Here is a 22,855-nt window from a genome sequence, read left to right as displayed (position 1 = left end):
TCCGAGAGAAAGCTGACAGCCGATGATCCCCCGCTATTCCCGTCCGGAAATGGTCGCCATCTGGTCGCCCGAAACCAAGTTCCGCATCTGGTTCGAAATCGAGGCGCATGCGTGTGACGCGCTCGCCGATCTCGGCGTCATCCCCAAGGAGGCCGCACGCACCATCTGGGAAAAGGGTGGCGCAGCCACGTTCGACGTCGACCGGATCGATGAGATCGAAGCCGTCACCAAGCACGACGTCATCGCCTTCCTCACGCATCTCGCCGAAATCGTCGGCCCGGACGCCCGCTTCGTCCATCAGGGCATGACGTCGTCGGACGTGCTCGACACCTGCTTCAGCGTCCAGCTCGTCAAGGCGACGGACCTGCTGCTGGCCGATATGGACCGCCTGCTGGAGGCCCTGAAGCGCCGCGCCTTCGAGCACAAGGATACGGTCACCATCGGCCGCTCGCACGGTATCCACGCCGAGCCCACCACCTTCGGCGTGAAGCTGGCGCTGGCCTATGCCGAGTTCGAGCGCTGCCGTGCCCGCCTCGTCGCCGCCCGGGAAGAAATTGCCACCTGCGCCATCTCCGGTGCCGTCGGCACCTTCGCCAACATCGACCCGCGCGTCGAGGAACATGTGGCTGCGGCCCTCGGCCTGAAGCCGGAACCGGTGTCCACGCAGGTCATCCCGCGCGATCGCCACGCCATGTACTTCGCCATCCTCGGCGTCATCGCGTCGTCGGTCGAGCGCGTTGCGACCGAAATCCGCCATCTGCAGCGCACGGAAGTTCTGGAAGCCGAGGAGTATTTTTCGCCGGGCCAGAAGGGCTCGTCGGCCATGCCGCACAAGCGCAACCCGGTGCTGACCGAAAACCTGACAGGCCTCGCCCGCATGGTGCGCGCCTTCTCGATTCCCGCCATGGAAAATGTCGCCCTCTGGCACGAGCGCGACATCTCGCACTCCTCCGTCGAGCGCATGATCGGCCCGGACGCGACGGTGACGCTCGATTTCGCCCTCGCCCGCCTGACCAATGTCATCGACAAGCTGCTGATCTACCCCGACAACATGATGGGCAACCTCAACAAGTTCCGGGGCCTCGTCCATTCGCAGCGCGTTCTCCTCGCCCTCACCCAGGCCGGCGCCTCGCGCGAGGACGCCTATCGCCTCGTCCAGCGCAATGCGATGCGTGTGTGGGAACAGGGCAAGGACTTCCTGGAAGAGCTGCTCGCCGACGAAGAGGTCCGGGGTTACCTGCCGGAAGCCGACATCCGCGAGAAGTTCGACCTCGGCTATCACACCAAGCATGTGGACACGATCTTCCGTCGCGTCTTCGGCTGATCCGCCTCACGCAGATCCGCTCCGAAATCGCCGGAACGATCGCATTCGCTAGAATGCGATCGTTCCGCGCAAGACTTTGGTGAATGCTTCCCGATACTTTGTTAACTGCAGCTAACATGCAGACGAGGGGGAGCAAAACCGACATGCCGGCACAAATAGGTATGGAACGAGAAGCGCGGTCCCGCGTCAAGCTGACGGGGCGCGTCACCTGCCGGGACAAGACGAGCACCGGAACCGTGGTCGATCTGTCTGATGCTGGCATGAACCTGCAATTGGCCTACGATATCAAGGCAACGCAGGGCCAGGCGGTCGTCATCGACACCGAAGAACTCGGACGCATGAACGGCATGGTGCAGTGGGCCCGCGGCGATCAGATCGGCGTTCGCCTGATGACCTCCTCGAACACCAGCGCCAAAATTGCCTCCTACTATAAACTTTTCCGATAGGTGACGCTCGCAACATGCCCCAAACGCGGTGCCTGACGGCCTCAGGTCTTGACAACGAAGGTTTGCCACCGCACATCGCGACATCATGAAAGCCTCGGAAGCAGACATCCTCATCGTCCCCGGATATACCAACTCCGGTCCCGGCCACTGGCAGACCCGCTGGGAAAGCAAGCTCGCCTCGGCACGCCGCGTCGAACAGGCGGAGTGGGTGAAGCCCGTGCGCGAGGACTGGGTCGCCCGGATGAACGAAGAGATCGAGGCGGCAACCAAGCCGGTGGTCATCGTCGCGCATTCCCTCGGCGTCGCCACGGCCGTTCATGCCATTTCCAAGGAAAACCAGCACAAGATCGCCGGCGCCTTCTTCGTCGCTCCACCGGATGTCGAAAACCCGAAAATCCGACCGAAGCATCTGATGACGTTCGGACCTTACCCGCGCGACCCGCTTCCCTTTCCCTCCATGATCGTCGCCAGCCGCAACGATCATTTCGGCTCCTACGAGCATGCCGGCGACATTGCCAATGCCTGGGGCTCTACGCTCGTGGATGCAGGCGAGTCGGGTCATCTCAACGCTGAATCGGGCCACGGACCGTGGCCCGAGGGCACGATGGTCTTCGCCCAGTTTCTCAGCCGCCTAAAGCCTTGACTTACCCGTATATCTGGGTGAATCCTGATAGATGGAAAGGTGCCTGAAGACGAACCTGTCTCGGGCGATACTCCCCGGGCTGGGCGGACGTGGATGTGACGAGCGAACCTGGCAGCCAGAGCGACAGCGCTCCTCTCGACATGGTTCCGCCGGACGACGTTTCCCGGCGCTTGAGGCTCGCACTCGATGTTTCCAAGATCGGCGTGTTCGATGCGGATCTGGAGACAGGCCGTGTCACGCGCGATGCCGTCCTCATGCAGATCTTCGGCTACGGCGACCGGCCCGACGAAGATGAGGGCGATCTGCTCGAAAAGACCCTCCATCCCGAAGACCGCGATCGAACCTGGGCGACGATCAATGCGGGAATCGCCTCCGGGGAACCCTTCTTCAATGCGTTCCGGATCATCCGGCCTGATGGCGAGGTTCGCTACCTCCACTCCCGCTCGGTGACGTTCCGCGACGGTAAAGGCCACCACCGGCTGCTCGGCGCCAATTGGGATGTGACGGAAGACGTCATGCTGCAGCAGAGCCTCGAACAGGCCCGCACGCTGTCCGAAACCCGGTACGAGGCACTGGAGAGCGCCTGGCGCGAGATCGAGCGTCGCGCCCTGCAGGACCAGCTGACGGGCCTTGCGAACCGGCACGCTCTCCTGCGCTGGCTGGATAGCCTCCCGGCACCCCCGGACGGTCCTCGTCCCGCCCACGCCATCCTGCATATCGACCTCTCCCGCTTCAAGGAGATCAACGATACGCTCGGCCATAGGGCGGGTGACGCTGCCATCGTCCACGTGGCCGGTCTGCTGGAAAGTTTGCGTTTTCACGACGAGTGGCTTGCGCGCATCGGAGGCGACGAGTTCGCACTCGTGCTGGGGGCCGGCGAGCGCTCGGAGAATGCGGCGCAGATCGCAGAGGAGGTCATACGCATCCTGGAAGCACCCATCCCCTGCGACGGCCACCTCTGTCGCTGTGGCGTCAGCATCGGGCTTTCCCGGACCGGCGACGATGTGGACGGACGCCAGGCGCTGATCAACGCCGCGATCGCCCTATCCTCTGCCAAGGCGCAGAAGGGCAGCCGCACCGTTCTCTTCACGGCAGAGCTGGAGAATCGAAACCGCGCGATCAAACAGACAGCCGACGACATCCTGCGCGGGCTGGACGACGACGCTTTCATGCCGTTTTACCAGCTGCAGTTCGATGCAAAGACGCTCGAGATCAGCGGTGTCGAAACTCTGGCGCGCTGGCAGCATCCCGAGCACGGCGTCCTCGCACCGGACCGGTTTCTGAAGATCGCCGAAGATATCGACGTGATGTGGCGCATCGACCGGTCTCTGGCGGAGAAAGCCTGCGCGGACTTTCTGCGCTGGAGGCTCGAAGGGCTCGATGTCCCCCGCATGTCCGTCAACATCTCCGCCCGCCGCCTGCTCGATCCCCAGCTGCTCGCGTCCTTCCCGACGCAGAGTTTCCCCAAGGGCACCTTCGTTTTCGAAATGCTCGAATCGATCTTCCTCGACGCCCTCGACGACGAGATGTCCAAAGCCATCGATCGCATCCGCAAAGCCGGTATCGCCATCGAGATCGACGACTTCGGTACAGGCCACGCCTCCGTCCTCGGGCTGACCACACTTCACCCGAAGCGGCTGAAGATCGATCGGGCGCTCATCGCCCCGCTGACACGCGGCGAACGCCATCGTCGCCTGATCGCCGCGATCATCGAAATGGGCCATGCGCTCGATATCGAGATCGTTGCGGAAGGCGTCGAGACGCAGGCGCAGATCGATCTGCTCCGGACGATGGGGTGTGACGTCCTGCAGGGGTATGCCCTCGCCCGCCCCATGGGGACGCGGGACATAGAAGCCTTCCTGCGCGCGCGCCTGCCGGCAACCGCTGATACGGCTCTTGCAACGGAAGGTTCTCCCCCTGCTGCAGAATAATCCCGCGGCCGCCATGAGGCCGGCGCAGGCCTGCAATGCAGCGATTGCCCCTCGCGTTTCCCGAGGACGGATCAGACGCCGATTGTGAAATGTTTTCTTTTCCGCTATGGACCCGGGAGAAAAACATGCCCCGACTGCACCAACGAAAAGGCGCATCTCCCAGCGCCCACAACAATATGAGACAGAGTCTATGAACCGTCGCCGCCGAATCTATGAAGGCAAGGCCAAGATCCTCTATGAGGGCCCCGAGCCGGGCACGCTGATACAGTTCTTCAAGGACGATGCCACCGCTTTCAACAAGAAGAAGCATGACGTCATCGATGGCAAGGGCGTGCTGAACAACCGCATCTCCGAATATATCTTCACGCATCTGAACCGCATCGGCATCCCGACCCACTTCATCCGCCGCCTCAACATGCGCGAGCAGTTGATCAAGGAAGTCGAGATCATCCCGCTCGAGATCGTCGTGCGCAATGTCGCGGCCGGATCGCTGTCCAAGCGCCTCGGAATCGAGGAAGGCACCGTGCTGCCGCGCTCGATCATCGAGTTCTATTACAAGGCCGACGCGCTCGATGACCCCATGGTCTCCGAAGAGCACATCACGGCCTTCGGCTGGGCAAGCCCGCAGGAGCTCGACGACGTGATGGCGCTCGCCATCCGCGTCAACGACTTCCTGACCGGCCTGTTTCTCGGCGTTGGCATCCAGCTGGTCGATTTCAAGATCGAATGCGGCCGCCTGTTTGAAGGCGACATGATGCGGATCATCCTGGCCGACGAGATTTCGCCCGACAGCTGCCGTCTCTGGGACGTCGTGACGAAGGAAAAGATGGACAAGGACCGGTTTCGCCGCGATATGGGCGGCCTAGTCGAAGCCTATCAGGAAGTCGCCCGCCGTCTCGGCATCATGAATGAAAACGAACCGCCGCGCGGTTCCGGTCCGGTTCTGGTCAAGTAAGCCGCCAGAACCCGAGAGCATCCAGTTTCGAGGAAAACGACAAGTGATCACCGCACGCGTAACCGTAACGCTCAAGAACGGCGTTCTCGACCCGCAAGGCAAGGCAATCGAAGGCGCCCTCGGCGCCCTCGGTTTTCAAGGCATCGGCCAGGTTCGCCAGGGCAAGGTGTTCGACCTCAAGGTCGACACCGACGACCGCGCGAAAGCCGAAACCGACGTAAAGGCCATGTGCGATAAGCTGTTGGCAAACACCGTGATCGAGAACTATACTATCTCCCTCGACTGAAGGTTGCGGGAGAGTGGCATGGCAGAGGTCACAAATGAACTGATGTACGAGTTGCTGAAGAGGTTTCATCAGCGGTTCGACAAGCTGGATCTGTCCATCGGTGAACTGAAGAGCGAGATGCAGAGCATGCGTGGCACGCTCGTTTCCGTTCAGCAGGACATTCACAACATCTATGGCGTCCTCGGACGCCACGAGACCCGTCTCGACCGCATTGAAAACCGCCTCGAGCTGCGTGAGCTCGCCGAGGCACAGTCAAGGTTCGATCCGCATCCATGAAGTCCGCCGTCGTTCAGCTCCCCGGTCTCAACCGCGACCGTGACATGATCACCGCCCTGACCATGATCTCCGGCAAGCCGCCGGTCACCATCTGGCAGACGGAAACCGAAATTCCGGATGTCGACCTGATCGTCATTCCCGGCGGTTTCTCTTATGGCGATTACCTGCGCTGCGGCGCCATTGCCGCCCGCATGCCCGTCATGCAGGCGATCAAGGCCAAGGCGGAACAGGGCGTCCGTGTACTGGGCGTCTGCAACGGCTTTCAGATCCTGCTCGAGGCCGGCCTGCTTCCGGGTGCGCTGATGCGCAACGCTTCGCTGAAGTTCGTCTGCAAGGAGATCAAGCTCGAAGTGGTCAACGCCTCGACGGACTTCACCCGCGCCTATGCGGAAGGCCAGATCATCCGCTGCCCGGTCGCCCATCACGACGGCAACTACTTTGCCGACGCTGAAACGCTGAAGGACATCGAAGGCAACGGCCAGGTCGTCTTCCGCTATGCGGCCGGCACCAATCCGAACGGCTCGATGAACGATATCGCGGCCGTCACCAATGCCCGCGGCAACGTTCTCGGCATGATGCCGCATCCGGAAAACCTGATCGAAGCCGCGCATGGCGGCTCGGACGGTCGCGCCCTGTTCGCCTCGGCTCTCGACGTCATTGCGGCCTGATCATCGGCCGCGATTCTTTCCGACACAGCGTCCGGCGTAGCCGGACCCATACCGAGATCCAGCGATGAATCCTGCTTGCCTGTCTTCCATCGCTGCCGCCATCGCAGCGCTCCTGTCCGGCTGCCAGTCGGCACCGGAGCCGGCACCCGTCCGCAACGTCGCGGCGCTGCCGACGATGGAGCGCATCGCGCTCAGCGCCAACGCCTGCTGGTTCAAGTCGGGCGATGCTGCCTTCAAGGCCTACCGCCTCGCACCGGAACTCAATTCGTTCTCCGGTCGCCCGCGCATCCTGCTCGTCAAGCGCAACAATCCCGAAGCCCGCCCGCTTGCGGTCATCCAGGCCGAAGGCCATCCGGCCAAGGTCGATGCCTTCGGTCCCCTGTTCAGCGAACCGGTCGGCACACGCATGACAGGCGACATCAAGCGCTGGATGGCTGGCGAAAAAGGCTGCTGATCCCGTCTCGCCGCCGGGCCAGCATCCATCGTGCTCCGCTGTCGCCGACTCGCCTATGACTCTACCAAGTCTCTCTGATCTGCATCCATCGAGTGAAGTGCTGACCGGACGATACGGTGCCAGCACTCACTCGATGAAGTACGACTTGCCAAGCTCCTCACGAACGTCCCAGCGCGTCAGGCCGATATCGTTCAGCTGATCATCCGTCAGATCCCTGAGCACGAGCCGTCCCGCACGCTTCATCCGCCATTCGGCAAATCTTTCCCTTATCCGTCCGAGAAAGCCACGCCTTATCGGACGTGGCGGCGAAACCATGTCGCCGCTTGATCGAAACAACCGCTCACGCTCGAAACTATCGGGATAAATTGTTCCAATTGTATCGTTATACTGGCTGACCGACATCGTGATTGCTCCCAAGTCCTGCAAAATCATTTCGGATCAATGCGTACAATTGACAAAGACAATCGAGCAATGTCATTATTGTCACCATGACAAATTGGCTTCCTGATCTCTCGGCCGGCGACGGACCGCTCTATCTCAAGCTCGCGCAGTCCATCGAGGCTGCGATCGACAGCGGCGCGCTGCCGCCCGGTGAAAAACTGCCGGCACAGCGAAATCTGGCCTTTGATATCGGCGTAACCCTCGGCACTGTCAGCCGCGCCTATACCCTCGTGCACGAACGCGGGCTGGTGGCCGGCGAAGTCGGGCGCGGCACCTATGTCCGCGAGCGGAAGACCACAACCGATACCACGTCCGATTCGATGAAATCCTTAGCCGGCACACGTCCTTTCGAGGCGCCGACGGGCAAGCTGCGCTTCGATGCGACCGGGGCATCGCATGTCGGGCAGGCGCAGGTCGTCCAAGAGATCCTGGCGCAGGTCGTGTCCGACCATCCGACGGAGATCGCCGATTACACGCGCGCGGCGCCAACGCACTGGCAGGAAGCGGGCGCCGCCTGGATGGCGCGCGCCGGCTGGGTGCCGGATGTCGAGGGTATCGTCGTCACGCAGGGCGTCCACGCCGCCATCGTCTCCGTCGTCACGGCTGTGACGGCGCCCGGTGATCGCATCCTGTTTGAAAACATGACCTACAGCCAGGTCGCTCGCGCGCTCAGCCTCATGGGCCGGCGCATCCTTGCCGGGGACATCGATGCGCAGGGCCTCGTGCCGGAGGATTTCGAGCGCATCTGCCAGCAGCAGCACCCGGCCGTCGTCTTCCTGATGCCGACCCTGCAGAATCCCACGCTGGCCACGATGGATCGCACGCGGCGTCAGGCGATCGCCACCATCGCCCGGCGATACAATGTCTTGCTGATCGAGGACGACATCTACGGCGTCCTCACGAACGACACCCAGCCCATGCTTGCAGCGCTCGCGCCGGAGCGGACCTTCGTCGTGTCCGGCCTGTCGAAGTCCGTCGCACCCGGCGTTCGCGGTGGCTGGGTTTCCTGCCCGCCGCACTTCGCCGCCCGCGTGAAGATCGCCCACAAGATGCTGACCGGCGGCACCGCGTTCCTGCTGGCGGAATGCGCCGCAAGGCTGGTGCTGTCCGGTGAAGCCAAAGCCATCCTCAGCCGCGTCGTTGTGGAACTGGAGGCACGGGAGGCTCTCGCCCGCGATATCCTCAGCGGACACGATTTCCGGTCCGTCCCCCAGATCCCCTTCCTCTGGCTGCAATTGCCCGAGCCGTGGCTGGCGGGCACGTTCAAGGCGGCCGCCTTCGAGGCCGGCGTGTTGATCGATGGCGAGGACGAGTTCAAGGCCGGACGCTCCGACAAGGTGCACCACCGGGTCCGCATCGCCTTTTCCAATCACGGCCGCGAGGATGTCCGCCGCGGCTTCCATATGCTCCGGAACGTGCTGGACGGAGGTCTTGCCGGCTACGACAGCGCCAGTTGAGGCAAGTCTCCCGCAAGACAGACCTGCTTCAGTCCACGCACGACCTTCATAAGTGTGGACATTCACATGATTCCTGCCGGCAACACCCAGCCGAAGCCGAGCCGCCGCCCTTTGGCGCTGGCATGCCTCCTTCTCGTTAGCGGGCAGCTTGGCTTTGCATTGCCGGCCTCCGCCGGCGACGGCACTTTCGACGAGTTGCGCTTCGGCGCGACGGCCTCCATTGCCGATGGCAACCTCCACGAAGACGGCGCCTTTCCGTCATTCACCTTGTTCTTCGATCCGTTCGACCGCGACACGGCCACCGACTGGCGAGATGCGCTGGCCCGTCCGCGCGTCCATGTCGGCGGGGAGATCGGCACAGGCAACGGCGCCAATCTGGCATTTGCCGGCCTGAACTGGACCTTCGACGTCAGCCCCAAGCTCTTTCTCGACGCCGGCTTCGGCGGCCTCGTGCATGACGGCAATCTCGATGGGTCAGGTGAGGAGGGCCCCCGCCTCGGCTGCCGGCTTCTCTTTCATGAATACGCCGCCGTCGGCTATCGCCTCGATGAAAAATGGAGCCTCATCGGTCAGGTGGAACACGCCTCCCATGCCAAGCTCTGCGACGGCCCGAACGGCGGCTTCACGCGGGCAGGCCTGATGGTCGGTTATCAATTCTGAAAACCATTTTTACCGCCATTTGGCAGCATTCCCACGGCATTTTCCTGTCGCGCGACGGGCGGGCTTCGGCTAAGAACCGCCCAACGTCTCAGGGAACCTTCACATGGCCATCTCAAATGCCCGCCCGATCACGCCGGACCTCATCGCCTCCCACGGCCTGAAGCCGGACGAATACCAGCGCATCCTGGATCTGATCGGCCGCGAGCCGAGCTTTACCGAACTCGGCATCTTCTCGGCCATGTGGAACGAGCACTGCTCGTACAAATCCTCGAAGAAATGGCTGAAGACGCTGCCGACCAAGGGCCCGCGCGTCATCCAGGGCCCCGGTGAAAACGCCGGCGTCGTCGATATCGATGATGGCGACTGCGTCGTCTTCAAGATGGAAAGCCACAACCACCCCTCCTTCATCGAGCCCTATCAGGGCGCGGCAACGGGTGTCGGCGGCATCCTGCGTGACGTGTTCACCATGGGCGCGCGGCCGATTGCGGCGATGAATGCGCTGCGTTTCGGTGCCCCGGATCATCCGAAAACCCGCCACCTCGTCTCCGGCGTCGTCGCCGGTGTCGGCGGCTACGGCAATTCCTTCGGCGTTCCCACGGTCGGCGGCGAAGTCGAGTTCGACGCCCGCTACAACGGCAACATCCTCGTCAACGCGTTCGCGGCGGGCCTCGCCAAGACCGACGCGATCTTCCTGTCGGAAGCCAAGGGCGTAGGCCTGCCGGTCGTCTATCTCGGCGCGAAGACCGGCCGCGACGGCGTGGGCGGTGCGACGATGGCCTCGGCCGAATTCGACGAATCGATCGAAGAGAAGCGTCCGACCGTGCAGGTCGGCGACCCCTTCACCGAAAAGTGCCTGCTGGAAGCCTGCCTCGAACTGATGAAGACGGGCGCCGTCATCGCTATTCAGGACATGGGCGCTGCCGGCCTCACCTGCTCGGCCGTCGAGATGGGCGCCAAGGGCGGGCTCGGCATCGAGCTGAGCCTCGATCAAGTGCCGGTGCGCGAAGAGCGCATGACGGCCTATGAAATGATGCTGTCGGAAAGCCAGGAGCGCATGCTCATGGTGCTCGAGCCCTCCAAAGAAGAGGTCGCCAAGGCGATCTTCGTCAAATGGGGCCTCGACTTCGCCATCGTCGGCAAGACGACGGACGATCTGCGCTTCCGCGTGCTCCATCAGGGCGAGGAAGTCGCGAACCTGCCGATCAAGGAACTCGGCGACGAAGCACCGGAATATGATCGCCCCTGGACGCCGGCCAAGGTACCGGCTCCGCTTGCCGCGGATGACATTCCCCAGGCCGACATCGCGGATGCGCTGCTGAAGCTTGTGGGATCCCCGAACAACGCCTCGCGCCGCTGGGTCTACGAGCAGTACGATACGCTGATCCAGGGCAACTCGCTGCAGCTGCCGGGCGGCGATGCCGGTGTCGTGCGCGTCGAGGGGCACGCCACGAAGGCACTCGCCTTCTCCTCCGACGTCACGCCCCGCTATGTCGAGGCCGATGCTTTCGAAGGCGGCAAGCAGGCTGTCGCCGAATGCTGGCGCAACATGACCGCGACCGGCGCGCTGCCGCTGGCGGCCACCGACAACTTGAATTTCGGCAACCCGGAAAAGCCCGAGATCATGAGCCAGCTGGTTCATGCCATTAAGGGTATCGGAGAAGCCTGCCTCGCGCTCGACTTCCCGATCGTCTCGGGCAACGTCTCGCTGTACAACGAGACGCACGGTCAGGCGATCCTGCCGACCCCGACCATTGCCGGCGTCGGCCTCATCGACGACTGGTCGAAGATGGCCCGTATTCGCTTCGCAGCCGAAGGCCAGACGATCCTGCTCGTCGGCGCGCCGGTAGAACTCGGAACCCACCTCGCCCAGTCCGTCTACATGCGCGACATACACGGCCGCACTGACGGCCCACCGCCGCATGTCGATCTGGCGCTTGAACGCAAGTCCGGCGACTTCGTCCGCGAGCTCATCCGCGACCGCCTCGTCACATCCGTCCACGATTGCTCGTCCGGCGGTCTCGCCCTTGCCATCGCCGAAATGGCGATCGCCTCCGACATCGGCGCGACGATCGATGCCGTTGAAGGCCGCGACCCTATTCCCGTCTTCTTCGGCGAGGATCAGGCCCGCTACGTCGTCACGGTCAAGACCGACGATGTCGAGGAGATCCAGAACATCGCCGAAATCCGCGGCGTTTATGCGCCCGTCATCGGCAAGACGGGCGGCGCGACCGTCACGCTCGGCGCGGCCCGCGCCGTTCCGATCGAGAGATTGCAAAAGGCGTATGAATCGTGGTTCCCTGACTTCATGTCCGGTGAATTGCCTGCGACCGAATAAAGCCACAGAATGAACCGGATCGGGCCCGAGCGGGTTAACCCGTACGGGAACAAGGAGAACACCCCATGGCGATGAAACCGGGCGATATCGAGGACATGATCAAGACCGGCATTCCCGGTGCGCAGGTGACCATCCGCGATCTCGCCGGCGACGGCGATCATTATGCGGCCGAAGTCGTCGCGGAAGCCTTCCGCGGCAAGAGCCGAGTGCAGCAGCACCAGATGGTCTACAACGCGCTGCAAGGCAATATGGGCGGCGTACTCCACGCGCTTGCCCTGCAGACATCGGTTCCGGAGTAAACGAATGGCCGGCCTGATGAAGATGCTGTTCGCAGGCGTGGTCGACGGGGTCTTGAAGGAGATCCTGAAGAAGAGCGGCCCCGGCACGACGAAGCGGACGCGCCGGCAGGCCCGCACCCCGACCGGCGTTGTGACCGGGCTCGTCAAAGATGCGATCATCAAGGCCATGGCGCCGAAGAAGCAAGTCAGCCGCAAACGCACCGCGGCTGCGCGCAGCAAGCAGAAGCGCGTCTAATACCAAATGTCGAGGGTTTCTCCGCTTCATGCGGAGGTCCCATCCTTTTTTCGAGCGGGATGGGTGAAAACCGCGCCGCGGCATGCTATGTGACTGTTATCGACACCCGTCCTTGAAGCGGGACAGAGAAGGAATTCAAGTATGACCGGCATCCACGATTTCATCGACAACGAGGTCAAGACCAACGACATCGTGCTCTTCATGAAGGGCACCCCGCAGTTTCCGCAGTGCGGCTTCTCGGGACAGGTCGTGCAGATCCTCGAATATCTCGGCGTCGACTACAAGGGCGTCAACATTCTCGCGGATGCGGATCTGCGCCAGGGCATCAAGGACTATTCGAACTGGCCGACGGTTCCCCAGCTCTACATCAAGGGCGAATTCATCGGCGGCTGCGATATCGTCCGCGAGATGTTCCAGGCCGGCGAGCTTCAGACGCATCTGCAGGAAAACGGCGTCGAGGTCAAAGCTTCGGCCTGATCCGGCTTCCTCTGCAAGATATCTGGTCCCCGGCCTCGCGCCGGGGTCATTGTTTTCAGCCGAGGCATCCCGACCCGTTGAAAAGTAAATACGCGGCAGCTGCCGGTCGATATGTCGTCACGCAGCTGTTGCCGGATTGCGCTACCGAAGCCGCGAGCACCGCGATATGTTTGATCAGGGTTCCGAATCATGCGGTGATCCGTCCTCTCACAGACACACCGGGACAGCAGCGATGCATCCCATCATGGCCGGTTTCCGGCAGATTTCGTTGAAAAGCGCTATGGGCCAATGATCCCCGATCAAGCGATCACTTGGTCTCGGGATCGGCTACGACCTATGGCTGAACGTCCGGCCGATGCGCGGCGCTGCCGCGTGCTTCCGTCGGATCGCCTGCCGCAAAGCGGCGGGATGGAAGGACTTTTGAAAATGACGTCCACCACGGAACCCGCCATCGCGATGCCGTTGTCGAAGGGTCAGTTCATCGCCATCATGGCCATGCTGATGTCGATCAACGCCCTGTCGATCGACATGATGCTGCCGGGCTTGCAGGAGATCGGCCAAAGCCTCGGTGTTGCCGACGAGAACAGCCGCCAGTTCGTGATCACCTCCTACTTGATCGGCATGGGCAGCGCCCAGCTCTTCTTCGGGCCGCTGTCCGACAGGTTCGGGCGCAAGATGCCGCTGATCGCCGGGTTGGTGATCTATGCGCTCTGTGCCTTCGCCATCGTCTTCGTGCCAAGCTTCGGCGCACTGCTCGCTCTGCGCTTCGTGCAGGGCCTCGGCGCTGCCGCCACCCGCGTCATCAGCGTCTCCATCGTCCGCGATATCTATGGCGGGCGCATGATGGCCGAGGTCATGTCGCTCGTCATGATGGTCTTCATGGTCGTGCCCGTCATTGCACCGAGCATCGGCCAGCTGGTCATGCTGTTTGCCGAATGGCACATGATCTTCCTGGTCATCTCCATCTACGCGTTCTTCGCGACCGTGCTCGTCGTGCTCTACCTGCCGGAGACGCTTGCCCCGGAGAACCGCCGCCCGTTCACGATCAAGGGCATTGCCGCCTCCTTCGCCATCGTTCTCGGCAATCGCACGGCACTCTGTTACGCGCTGTCGATCTCTTTCATCTTCGGCGCACTGTTCGGCTTCATCAATTCGGCCCAGCAGGTCATGGTCGGCGTGTTCGGCCTCGGCAATTACTTCCCGCTGGTCTTTGCCTGTTTCGCGGGCCTCATGGCGGTGGCGTCCTTCACCAATTCGCGCCTCGTCGGCCGCTACGGCATGCACCGGGTATCCCACATCGCGCTTCTGCTCTTCGTAGCAGCCAGCGCCGTCTGGGCCCTGTTCTCCGCAGCTGGCTTCCTGCCGTTCTGGCTGTTTGCCATCCTCTACGGGAGCGCCATGTTCCAGTTCGGCCTGATCGGCGCGAACTTCAACGCCATGGCCATGGAACCCCTCGGCCATGTCGCGGGCACGGCATCCTCCGTCATCGGCTTCATGCAGACCATCGGCGGCGCCCTTATCGGCGCCATGATCGGCCAGGCCTTCGACGGCACGGTCACGCCGCTGGCATTCGGCTTCATGTCCGTCGCCATCATCGGCCTTTTCTTCGTGCTGCTGGCCGAGCGCGGCCGCCTGTTCTCGTCCGATCACCACCATCCCGCCGGCTGAGCCCCAACCGCCCTTAAGATCGAGATCCGTATGTCCACCCCCTCCCAGCCTCCTCTGCCGCAAGGCTCGCAACGCATCGGGCTCGGCTTCCGCGAGTTCGTCATCACCATCGCTTTGATGACGGCGAGCATTGCGGTCGCCATCGACAGCATGCTCCCCGCGCTACCGCATATCGCCAGCTCGCTCAATGTGCCCAATCCGAACGACGCGCAGCTGGTCATCGCGGTCTACTTCTTCGGCTTCGGCTTCGCCCAGCTGGTCTTCGGCAGTCTTGCGGATGCCTTCGGCCGGCGCACGATCCTGCTGCTTGGCCTGGCCATCTTCACGGTCACGACCTTTGCCGCCGCCTGGACGGAGAGTTTTACGGCCCTCCTCGCCTTCCGCTTCGCCCAAGGCGTCGGCGGCGCCGCCATCCGCATCACCACCACGGCGATCACGCGCGACTGCTTCGATGGCCGCGAGATGGCCCGGGTCATGTCCTACATCATGATCGTCTTCATGCTGGTGCCGATCCTCGCGCCGTCCTTCGGCCAGGCTGTGCTCACCTATGCCGACTGGCACTGGATCTTCATTCTGCTTGGCGTCATCGGCGCGATCCTGTTCGTCTGGGCGAGCCTGCGCATGCGCGAATCGCTGCCGGTTTCCGAGCGGCTGCCCCTCTCAGTCGCAGCGATCTCCGGCGGCTTCCGCACGGTCCTCACCAACCGCATCACCTGCGGCTACATGCTCGGCCTCACGCTGTTCACCGCCGTCATCTGCACCTTCATCGTCACGGTGCAGCAGATCTTCGGAACGGTTTATGGCCTCGGCGACTGGCTGCCGATCGCCTTTGCCGGTACGGCGTCCGGCATCGCAGTCGCCAACTTCATAAACGGCTACTTCGTCCGCCGCTTCGGCATGCGCCGAATTTCCCATGCCTGCATGATCATCTTCACAGCACTCGGACTGCTCGCGGTCGGCGTCGCGTTCTTCGGCACGCCATCCTTCCTCTTCACCTATCTGATGCTCAGCATCATGCTGATGTTCTTCGCCGTCATCACCACGAACTTCACCGCCATCTGCCTGGAGCCCATGGGCCATATCGCGGGGACGGCGACGGCGGTCACCGGCTTCGTCTCAACCACCGGCGGCGCTCTCCTCGGCGGCATGATCGGGCAGATGTTCGACGGGACGGTGCGCCCGCTCTTCGTCGGCTTCGCCCTTTTCGGCATATTCACCATCCTTGCCGTGCTCTGGGCCGAACGCGGACAGCTCTTTACCCACCCCGGCGACGAGCCGGAGATGGAACCGGGCATGGGCGGCCATTGACGAACAGCCTTGGCGGCAGAATCGAAAAAGGGCGGCCACTGGCCGCCCTTTTTGGTATCACAGTCTGTCCAAGACGTCAGATCGTGAAAACCTTCTCCCGCAGCAGATGCCAGCTTGCCTCATCGGACGCGACCAGCAGACCACCATCCAGATGCTGCGGCTGGTAGCGCGAACCATCGAAGCGGCGAACATAGGCGCCGGCCTCTTCTGCGATCAGGCAACCCGCCAGATGGTCCCACGGCATCAGCTTCTGATACATCAGAAAGTGGAAGTGCCCGGCGGAGAAGGCGCGGTACTCATGCGCTGCGCAGCGGTAGCTGGTCGCGATCCGCACGCTGGCCATGTTGCCCATGATGGTCCGGCGCGCGTCCGGCGCATAGAACCCCGTGGACGCGCAGCCAACGAGATCCGCAAGCGTCGCCGGCGCCGGGGTGACCGAAAGCTGGTCCTGCGATCCGTCTGCACGGCAAAGCCACGCGCCGGCCCCCTTCTCCGCGATCACCCAGTCATTGCCCATCGGATCGTAGATGATCCCGGCGATCGTCTCACCGCCTGCGACCACGCTCGCCATCACACCGAACAGCGGCATTCCCGCGGCGTAGTTGAAGGTGCCGTCGATCGGATCGACGATGACGGCGACGTCGGCGCCGGCGAGCTTGTCCAGAAGCGCAGGGTCGGCGGCAACCGACTCCTCGCCGATGAACAGCGCCCCCGGAACGACATCGCCGATGCGCGCCTTGATCAGCCGCTCCGCCGCTTCGTCGGCCTCGGTGACGAGGTCGATCGCCTCCGTCTTCATCCGGACGTCGCCGCTCGAAAGATTGCGGAAGCGCGGCATGATTTCGATTGCGGCGGCCTCCTGCAGCAGGTTGGCCAGTCCGGCAATGTCGATCTCGCGGGTCATGAAAGATGCTCCGTTTTTGTAGGTTGCGTCGTCAGCGACTGGAAGTCGAAAAGCTTGGGGTCGAGCAGGTGCGACGGGTTGGCATGGCCGAGCGCGCGCAGCATCGTGTCCTTGCGGCCGGGCATGCGGGCTTCGATGTCGGCCAGCATCGCCTTCATCGCATTGCGCTCCAGCCCGTCCTGCGAGCCGCAAAGGTCGCAGGGGATGATCGGGAACTGCATGGCGGCGGCGAATTTCGCGAGATCGTCTTCCGCCGCATAGGCCAGCGGCCTGAGCACCGTCAGGTCGCCCTCGTCATTGACGAGCTTTGCCGGCATCGTCGCCAGCCGCCCGCCGTGGAAGAAGTTCATGAAGAAGGTCTCGAGAATGTCCTCGCGGTGATGGCCGAGTACAAGGGCATCGCAGCCCTCCTCACGGGCGATCCGGTAGAGATTGCCACGCCGCAGGCGGGAACAGAGCGCGCAATAGGTCCCGCCCGCCGGCACCTTCTCCTTCACGATCGAATAGGTGTCGCGATACTCGATGCGGTGACGCACACCGATGGACGCGAGATACTCCGGCAGGATGTGCTTGGGGAAGTTGGGCTGGCCCTGATCCAGATTGCAGGCAATCAGCTCGACCGGCAGCAGGCCGCGCCATTGCAGGTCGATCAGCAGCGCCAGCAGGCTGTAGCTGTCCTTGCCACCGGACACGCCGATCAGCCAGCGCTTCTGGCCATTCAGCATCCCGAAATCTTCGATCGCCTGGCGGACATTGCGCAAGAGGCGCTTGCGCAGCTTGTTGAAGCTGACGCTGTCCGGCATGCCGCGAAAGATCGCCGGCAGATCGGCGGGCGGTTCGGCCAGAGGTTCGATGTGCGATCCCTTGGGATCGTCGTTCAGCAGCATGGAATCAGGTGTCATCGACGGGCTTTCCGGCAGAGGCTCTTCGGCAGGAGGCCGACAGGCACGCGGATGCGTTTGGATGGCCTGCCATGCCCGCCGGACGTGTCAAGATCAAGACAAATCGATCCGAAGATCGCGTTACGCGCCGAACACGGACCATCCGGTGCGGTTCGCCAGCATTTCCAGCGCCACCGAGCCGAGCTGCGAATTTCCGTTCTCGTTCAGCCCCGGCGACCAGACGGCAACCGCGGCCTTACCCGGCGCCACCGCCATGATGCCGCCGCCGACGCCGCTCTTGCCGGGAAGGCCGACATGATAGGCGAAATCGCCGGAGCCGTCGTAATGGCCGCAGGTCAGCATCAGCGCGTTGATACGGCGCGCCCGCTGGCGCGACACGATGGAGTGCCCCGTGCCCGGCTGCTGCCCGTTATTGGCCAGGAACAGGCCGGCCCTGGCAAGCTGCACGCAGGTCATCGCAATGGCGCAGTGGTGGAAATAGACCCCGAGGACATGCTCTACGGGATGATCGAGCTTGCCGAAGGACCGCATGAAATTGGCGAGCGCCGCATTGCGGAAACCCGTCGCGGCCTCCGATTTCGCCACCTGCGGATCGATCGAGATATCCTCGTCATCGGCCAGCATCCGCATGAAGCGCAGGATCTCGCCGATCACCTCGCGCGGCGTGTGGCCGGCAAGAATGAGGTCGCTGATCGTGATGGCGCCGGCATTGATGAAGGGATTGCGCGGCTTTCCGCCCTCATGCTCCAGCTGCACGATCGAGTTGAAGGCAGAACCCGACGGCTCGCGCCCCACCCGCTTCCACAGTCGCTCGCCATGCTTGCCGAGCGCCAGCGTCAGCGTGAAGACCTTGGAAATGCTCTGGATCGAGAATGGAACCGCGGCATCGCCCACGGAAAACACCTTGCCATTGACGGTGACGATCGCCATGCCGAAGCTCTTGGGGTCGATGCGGGCAAGCTGGGGGATATAGTCCGCAACCTTCCCCTCGCCGCGCCGCGGCTCGACGGCTGCATAGATGTCGTCGAGCACCGACTGGAGATCGAGATGTTCCGTATCCGACATGGGGTCCTCACGTCGTTGCCAGGCGGTTCTTCGCATGAAAAAAGCCGCCCCGAATGGAGCGGCTTTTTCCCGAATGTGCAAGGCCGAAGCCTGGCCAAAAGCTTATCGCGAATAGAATTCGACGACCAGGTTCGGTTCCATGATAACGGCGTAAGGCACGTCTGCAAGGAACGGGATGCGTGCGAAGGTCGCAACCATCTTGTTGTGATCGACTTCGATGTAGTCGGGAACGTCACGCTCTGCGAGGCCGACGGCTTCGAGAACGGAAACGAGCTGCTTGGACTTTTCACGAACTTCGATGACGTCGCCGACCTTGCAGCGGTACGAACCGATGTTGACGCGAACGCCGTTGACCGTGACGTGGCCATGGTTGACGAACTGACGGGCAGCAAAGACCGTGGGAACGAACTTGGCGCGGTACACGATCGCGTCGAGACGCGATTCGAGCAGACCGATCAGGTTCTCCGAGGTGTCGCCCTTGCGGCGGTTGGCTTCGTCGTAGGTCGCGCGGAACTGCTTCTCGCGGATGTCGCCGTAGTAGCCCTTGAGCTTCTGCTTGGCGCGCAGCTGAACACCGAAGTCCGAAAGCTTGGACTTGCGACGCTGGCCGTGCTGGCCGGGGCCGTATTCGCGGCGGTTCACCGGGGACTTCGGACGACCCCAGATGTTCTCGCCCATACGGCGGTCGATTTTGTACTTGGACGATTCGCGCTTGCTCATCGCATTTCCTTTCAGAACGTTGCACCCGTCCGTTGCCAGACAGGATGAAGGAAACACGCCCTCCTCTGAACCGCTTGCGCCGTTCTGACAGGCCTCTCGCATTAAGCTAACGGAGACGCCACGGGACATGTCAAATAAAACACCGGGCTTTGCGGCCCGGCGTTGTCGCGGTGTTTAGGGGCAAGTCATGGAATTGTCAACATAGGGCATGCGTTGAGGTGACCGATGTTGTCAGGTATAAGGACCTCTCGGATGTGGAGAACGTCATGCCGCGGACTGCAAGGATCGATGAAGACCTCGTTGACGCCGTCGAAGGAATGGCCGCACGCGAGAAGAAAACGTTCGACGAGATTGTTTCCGACCTCGTGCGCGGCTCCCTTGAACGATCGCCGACGGGAGTGGAGAGAAACGGATTTCCGGTTCTCCCCTATACCCCGGGCACCCCGGTCACAACTCTGGAGATGGTCAACGCGCTTCGAGACGAGGAGGCATGATCTATCTTCTCGATGTGAATGTCCTGATCGCGCTGCTGGACGCCGGCAGTCCGTTTCATAGCGCCGCACACGAATGGATACGTGATCTCGGCGAGGATGGCTGGGCCACATGCCCGATCACGGAGAACGGCGTCATTCGGATACTGAGCAACCGAACCTATGTCCGTTACCCCGGCTCGGCCGTCGTCGTCTCCGGAATGATCGATATGATAGCAAAACGTGCCAGACGGCATTCTTGGGCGGATGACGTCAGCCTCGCAAACGCCTCTTTCTTTTCCCTCGAGAGAATCACCCACCACAATCAAATCACCGATACCTATCTCCTCGGCCTTGCCGCGTCGAAGGGCGGCAGGCTTGCGACCTTCGACCGTCATATCGATGTGACAACCGTCATCGGCGGCGCCGAAGCCCTTCACCTCATCCCGACCTGACCTATTCCGCAGCGCTCCGCTCGTCCATGTCGAGCGCAGCATTCGGATCGCCCGGCGCCGTTTCGGTATTCAGGTCGGGAAACGCAACGATCCGTCGGCCGGCCGCATCGCCGTGCACGACGATCAGCCCCTGCTCTTCGAAATAGCCGAGCAAACGGCGGGCGCGGCGTGAGGAATGGGTGCCGTAGGCGCGCGCGATCATCAGGTCGGAGGGGCATGGCAGCCCCCGCAAGGCAGCCTGCGCAACGTTGAGAAACACGCCCTGCAGATCCTCCGTCACCTGCCGCGACAGGTCGAGCGCCGTCTTCCAGGCGTCGGTCGCAGCCGTATCGGCATCGACGCCGGAGCGGCTGATCGCCATCTTGCGGCGGAACGCCGACAGGGAAAGTGCTGCACCCGGCACGCGACGGATACGGCAGCGCACGAGGAAGTCCTGAAACAGCTCCGCATCGGCCCGGAAGGCCGCACCGGGATGATCGAGGATTTCGGCGAGGATCTGGTCGAGGAGCGCATCCCGGTCGGCCGGCGGCATGTCCGGCTGCTGCGGACGCGCCTCGATGGGTGCCACGGGTTCCGGGCGGGGACGCGAGAGTTCGGCCAGAATATCCGTCGCCGGCCGGGGTGCCGGCACTGTTCGGCGCGTCAGCGGCCGGGTGAGTTCGTCCGGGTCGGGCGTGAAGATCAGGTCTTCCACATCCGCCATCGCCTCCGGCAGAGGCGTCAGCATCGGACTGGTCGACCGTGCCGAGGTCTCCACCGTCCCGATCGTCACCGGCAGCGGACGGCGCGACAAGGCAGGCCCGAGCGCCACGAAGGAGCCCCGCTTCAGATCGCGAAACATCTCCGCCGTCCGCCGATCCATGCCGAGCAGGTCGGCAGCGCGCGCCATGTCGATATCAAGAAAGGTGCGTCCCATCAGGAAGTTGGAGGCTTCCGCTGCCACGTTTTTGGCAAGCTTCGCCAGCCGCTGCGTCGCGATCACACCGGCGAGACCGCGTTTACGGCCGCGGCACATCAGATTGGTCATCGCGCCAAGCGAGAGCTTGCGCACCTCCTCGGTCACGTCGCCGCCGACCGAGGGCGCAAACAACTGCGCCTCGTCCACGACCACGAGGATCGGATACCAAAACTCCCGGTCGGCATCGAACAGAGCATTGAGGAAAAGGCCAGCAGTGCGCATCTGCTGCTCGATATCGAGCCCTTCCAGCGAGAGAACGCAGGAGACGCGATGCTGGCGGATGCGCGAAGCGATGCCCACAAGCTCCGCCTCCGTCCGCTCGCCTTCCACCACCACATGGCCGAACTTGTCGGCCAGCGTCACGAAGTCGCCTTCCGGATCGATGATGCATTGCTGCACCCAGGGTGCGGATTGCTCGAGAAGGCGGCGGAGCAGATGCGATTTTCCGGAACCGGAATTGCCCTGCACCAGAAGGCGCGTCGCCAGCAATTCTTCGATATCGAGCGGTACGGACGCGCCGTCCATCGCCGTCCCCATGTCGATGCCGACCTTCATGAAACCCTCGTTCTCGTCTGGAATGCCGCGCCGCCACGCCGGCAGTCTTGATGCCTATCAGAATTTGCGAAGTCCCGCGCCCGTCATCGGGCGCAACCCACAGCTAAAGCATGTCGCGCAAAAGTGTGCAGCGGTTTTGCGAGAACGACATGCAGCAAAACAAGGACTTAAAGCGGCGGCGACACCGTCAGCCCGAACCCCTGCAGCAACCGCCGTGTGGAGAAGTCAGGCGCTGCCGAGGTGAAGATCGCGGGATCGATGCCCGTTAGCGGCACGTAGCTCTCAGACGCAGGCACCAGCCGGCGGGCCTGCCGGGCGATGGCTTCCGCCGGATCGAGCCAGTCCACCGGCCAGGGCGCAAGCTTGCGGAAGACGTTGGCCATGAAGGGGTAATGCGTGCAGGCGAGCACGACGATGTCGGTGCGGCGCCCGTCAACCTCCCGAAAACACGGCGCGATCTCTTCGAGCACGGCGGCATCCTCCACCGTCTCTCCGCGAATATAGGCCTCCGCCATCGCCGCCAGATGCTGCGAGCCGACAAGCTGGACATCGCACTGCGCGGCGAAGGACTGGATGAGATCACGGGTATAGGCGCGCTTGACCGTGCCGGGGGTGGCGAGCACCGAGACCATGCCGGAGCGCGTCCGCTCCGCCGCCGGCTTGATCGCGGGAACCGTGCCGACGAAGCGCATCTGCGGGAAGGCGGCGCGAAGGTCAGCCCCCACCAGCGTAAACGCCGTATTGCAGGCGACGATGCACACCTCCGGATCGTGCTGCGCGAGAAGGTCCGCGAAAAGGCCGATGATCCGCGCCTTGAGCGCCGCCTCGTCCGTCCAGCCGCCATAGGGAAAGCCTGCATCGTCGGCGACATAGATGAAATGCCGCTCCGGCATCAGCACCCGCGCCTCGCGCAGCACCGTCAGCCCGCCGATACCGCTGTCGAAGACGAGAACCGGCTTCATG

26 protein-coding genes are annotated in these 22,855 nt (G+C 62.9%); 19 read left to right on the top strand and 7 right to left on the bottom strand.

All coding sequences use genetic code 11. The features are described from left to right. The first annotated feature begins 22 nt into the window (after nucleotides 1-22). From purB to G8E10_RS17150, 9 genes are all read left to right on the top strand, one after another. A complete protein-coding gene (gene purB / locus G8E10_RS17190) occupies nucleotides 23-1,324 on the top strand; it encodes an adenylosuccinate lyase (protein ID WP_110734471.1) in 1,302 nt (433 codons plus the stop codon). A gap of 83 nt (nucleotides 1,325-1,407) precedes the next feature. Beyond that, the gene (locus tag G8E10_RS17185) at nucleotides 1,408-1,770 is read left to right on the top strand and encodes a PilZ domain-containing protein (protein ID WP_425530851.1); all 363 of its coding nucleotides are present in this window, start codon (nucleotides 1,408-1,410) and stop codon (nucleotides 1,768-1,770) included. Between the two features lie 85 nt (nucleotides 1,771-1,855). Beyond that, nucleotides 1,856-2,413 carry an RBBP9/YdeN family alpha/beta hydrolase gene (locus G8E10_RS17180; protein WP_110727925.1) on the top strand — a complete coding sequence of 186 codons (558 nt, stop codon included), beginning with the start codon at nucleotides 1,856-1,858 and terminating at the stop codon, nucleotides 2,411-2,413. 95 nt (nucleotides 2,414-2,508) lie between these two features. Beyond that, nucleotides 2,509-4,344, top strand: coding sequence for an EAL domain-containing protein (locus G8E10_RS17175; protein ID WP_167130052.1), 1,836 nt, complete (start codon nucleotides 2,509-2,511; stop codon nucleotides 4,342-4,344). 190 nt (nucleotides 4,345-4,534) lie between these two features. Continuing rightward, complete coding sequence (gene purC / locus G8E10_RS17170) at nucleotides 4,535-5,299, top strand: phosphoribosylaminoimidazolesuccinocarboxamide synthase (protein WP_092933881.1); 765 nt, start codon at nucleotides 4,535-4,537, stop codon at nucleotides 5,297-5,299. Nucleotides 5,300-5,342: 43 nt separating this feature from the next. Further along, complete coding sequence (gene purS, locus G8E10_RS17165) at nucleotides 5,343-5,585, top strand: phosphoribosylformylglycinamidine synthase subunit PurS (RefSeq protein WP_092933883.1); 243 nt, start codon at nucleotides 5,343-5,345, stop codon at nucleotides 5,583-5,585. Between the two features lie 18 nt (nucleotides 5,586-5,603). Further along, nucleotides 5,604-5,861: a hypothetical protein gene (locus tag G8E10_RS17160; protein ID WP_167130051.1), complete on the top strand. Its 258-nt coding sequence runs from the start codon at nucleotides 5,604-5,606 to the stop codon at nucleotides 5,859-5,861. Continuing rightward, complete coding sequence (gene purQ, locus G8E10_RS17155; protein WP_110727929.1) at nucleotides 5,858-6,529, top strand: phosphoribosylformylglycinamidine synthase subunit PurQ; 672 nt, start codon at nucleotides 5,858-5,860, stop codon at nucleotides 6,527-6,529. Before G8E10_RS17160 ends, purQ begins: the two co-directional genes overlap by 4 nt. A gap of 64 nt (nucleotides 6,530-6,593) precedes the next feature. Beyond that, nucleotides 6,594-6,983 (top strand): hypothetical protein, encoded by a 390-nt coding sequence (locus G8E10_RS17150; protein ID WP_110798964.1) that lies wholly within the window; start codon nucleotides 6,594-6,596, stop codon nucleotides 6,981-6,983. 126 nt (nucleotides 6,984-7,109) lie between these two features. On the opposite strand, the gene G8E10_RS17145 is transcribed toward G8E10_RS17150, so the two are convergent. After that, nucleotides 7,110-7,385, bottom strand: a complete 276-nt coding sequence (locus tag G8E10_RS17145; protein ID WP_167130050.1) for a DUF1127 domain-containing protein — start codon at nucleotides 7,383-7,385, stop codon at nucleotides 7,110-7,112. Nucleotides 7,386-7,471: 86 nt separating this feature from the next. Between G8E10_RS17145 and G8E10_RS17140 the strand changes: the two genes are divergently transcribed. From G8E10_RS17140 to G8E10_RS17105, 8 genes are all read left to right on the top strand, one after another. Then, entirely contained in the window at nucleotides 7,472-8,881 is a 1,410-nt protein-coding gene (locus G8E10_RS17140; protein ID WP_167130049.1) for an aminotransferase-like domain-containing protein, read from the top strand. A 66-nt stretch (nucleotides 8,882-8,947) separates the two neighbouring features. Further along, nucleotides 8,948-9,541 carry an acyloxyacyl hydrolase gene (locus G8E10_RS17135; RefSeq protein ID WP_167130048.1) on the top strand — a complete coding sequence of 198 codons (594 nt, stop codon included), beginning with the start codon at nucleotides 8,948-8,950 and terminating at the stop codon, nucleotides 9,539-9,541. Between the two features lie 103 nt (nucleotides 9,542-9,644). Further along, a complete protein-coding gene (gene purL, locus G8E10_RS17130; protein WP_167130047.1) occupies nucleotides 9,645-11,876 on the top strand; it encodes a phosphoribosylformylglycinamidine synthase subunit PurL in 2,232 nt (743 codons plus the stop codon). 65 nt (nucleotides 11,877-11,941) lie between these two features. Next, a complete protein-coding gene (locus G8E10_RS17125; RefSeq protein ID WP_062593005.1) occupies nucleotides 11,942-12,175 on the top strand; it encodes a BolA/IbaG family iron-sulfur metabolism protein in 234 nt (77 codons plus the stop codon). A gap of 4 nt (nucleotides 12,176-12,179) precedes the next feature. Then, nucleotides 12,180-12,410, top strand: a complete 231-nt coding sequence (locus G8E10_RS17120) for a hypothetical protein (RefSeq protein ID WP_167130046.1) — start codon at nucleotides 12,180-12,182, stop codon at nucleotides 12,408-12,410. 141 nt (nucleotides 12,411-12,551) lie between these two features. After that, nucleotides 12,552-12,887 (top strand): Grx4 family monothiol glutaredoxin, encoded by a 336-nt coding sequence (gene grxD, locus G8E10_RS17115; protein WP_110727936.1) that lies wholly within the window; start codon nucleotides 12,552-12,554, stop codon nucleotides 12,885-12,887. 426 nt (nucleotides 12,888-13,313) lie between these two features. Then, nucleotides 13,314-14,555 carry a multidrug effflux MFS transporter gene (locus G8E10_RS17110; RefSeq protein WP_165910563.1) on the top strand — a complete coding sequence of 414 codons (1,242 nt, stop codon included), beginning with the start codon at nucleotides 13,314-13,316 and terminating at the stop codon, nucleotides 14,553-14,555. Between the two features lie 30 nt (nucleotides 14,556-14,585). After that, nucleotides 14,586-15,863 (top strand): multidrug effflux MFS transporter, encoded by a 1,278-nt coding sequence (locus G8E10_RS17105; protein ID WP_167130045.1) that lies wholly within the window; start codon nucleotides 14,586-14,588, stop codon nucleotides 15,861-15,863. A gap of 76 nt (nucleotides 15,864-15,939) precedes the next feature. On the opposite strand, the gene G8E10_RS17100 is transcribed toward G8E10_RS17105, so the two are convergent. From G8E10_RS17100 to rpsD, 4 genes are all read right to left on the bottom strand, one after another. Then, nucleotides 15,940-16,767, bottom strand: coding sequence for an inositol monophosphatase family protein (locus G8E10_RS17100; RefSeq protein ID WP_167130044.1), 828 nt, complete (start codon nucleotides 16,765-16,767; stop codon nucleotides 15,940-15,942). After that, a complete protein-coding gene (gene ttcA / locus G8E10_RS17095) occupies nucleotides 16,764-17,669 on the bottom strand; it encodes a tRNA 2-thiocytidine(32) synthetase TtcA (protein WP_281517630.1) in 906 nt (301 codons plus the stop codon). The genes G8E10_RS17100 and ttcA overlap by 4 nt, the downstream gene beginning before the upstream one ends. 120 nt (nucleotides 17,670-17,789) lie before the next feature. Further along, nucleotides 17,790-18,734, bottom strand: coding sequence for a glutaminase (locus tag G8E10_RS17090; RefSeq protein ID WP_167130043.1), 945 nt, complete (start codon nucleotides 18,732-18,734; stop codon nucleotides 17,790-17,792). Nucleotides 18,735-18,836: 102 nt separating this feature from the next. After that, complete coding sequence (gene rpsD, locus G8E10_RS17085; protein WP_092933906.1) at nucleotides 18,837-19,454, bottom strand: 30S ribosomal protein S4; 618 nt, start codon at nucleotides 19,452-19,454, stop codon at nucleotides 18,837-18,839. A gap of 218 nt (nucleotides 19,455-19,672) precedes the next feature. Between rpsD and G8E10_RS17080 the strand changes: the two genes are divergently transcribed. Beyond that, nucleotides 19,673-19,948, top strand: coding sequence for a CopG family transcriptional regulator (locus tag G8E10_RS17080; RefSeq protein ID WP_132447335.1), 276 nt, complete (start codon nucleotides 19,673-19,675; stop codon nucleotides 19,946-19,948). Beyond that, nucleotides 19,945-20,379, top strand: coding sequence for a TA system VapC family ribonuclease toxin (locus tag G8E10_RS17075; RefSeq protein WP_167130042.1), 435 nt, complete (start codon nucleotides 19,945-19,947; stop codon nucleotides 20,377-20,379). The genes G8E10_RS17080 and G8E10_RS17075 overlap by 4 nt, the downstream gene beginning before the upstream one ends. 1 nt (nucleotide 20,380) lies before the next feature. On the opposite strand, the gene G8E10_RS17070 is transcribed toward G8E10_RS17075, so the two are convergent. Continuing rightward, the gene (locus G8E10_RS17070) at nucleotides 20,381-21,892 is read right to left on the bottom strand and encodes a helicase HerA domain-containing protein (protein WP_167130041.1); all 1,512 of its coding nucleotides are present in this window, start codon (nucleotides 21,890-21,892) and stop codon (nucleotides 20,381-20,383) included. A 167-nt stretch (nucleotides 21,893-22,059) separates the two neighbouring features. Next, a complete protein-coding gene (gene murI / locus G8E10_RS17065) occupies nucleotides 22,060-22,854 on the bottom strand; it encodes a glutamate racemase (protein ID WP_281517629.1) in 795 nt (264 codons plus the stop codon). Between the last annotated feature and the right edge of the window lies 1 nt (nucleotide 22,855).

It is taken from the genome of Ferranicluibacter rubi (assembly GCF_011603255.1).
In the GTDB taxonomy this organism is placed as follows: Bacteria; Pseudomonadota; Alphaproteobacteria; order Rhizobiales; family Rhizobiaceae; genus Ferranicluibacter; species Ferranicluibacter rubi.
This window is presented reverse-complemented; position numbering and strand designations above follow the sequence as displayed.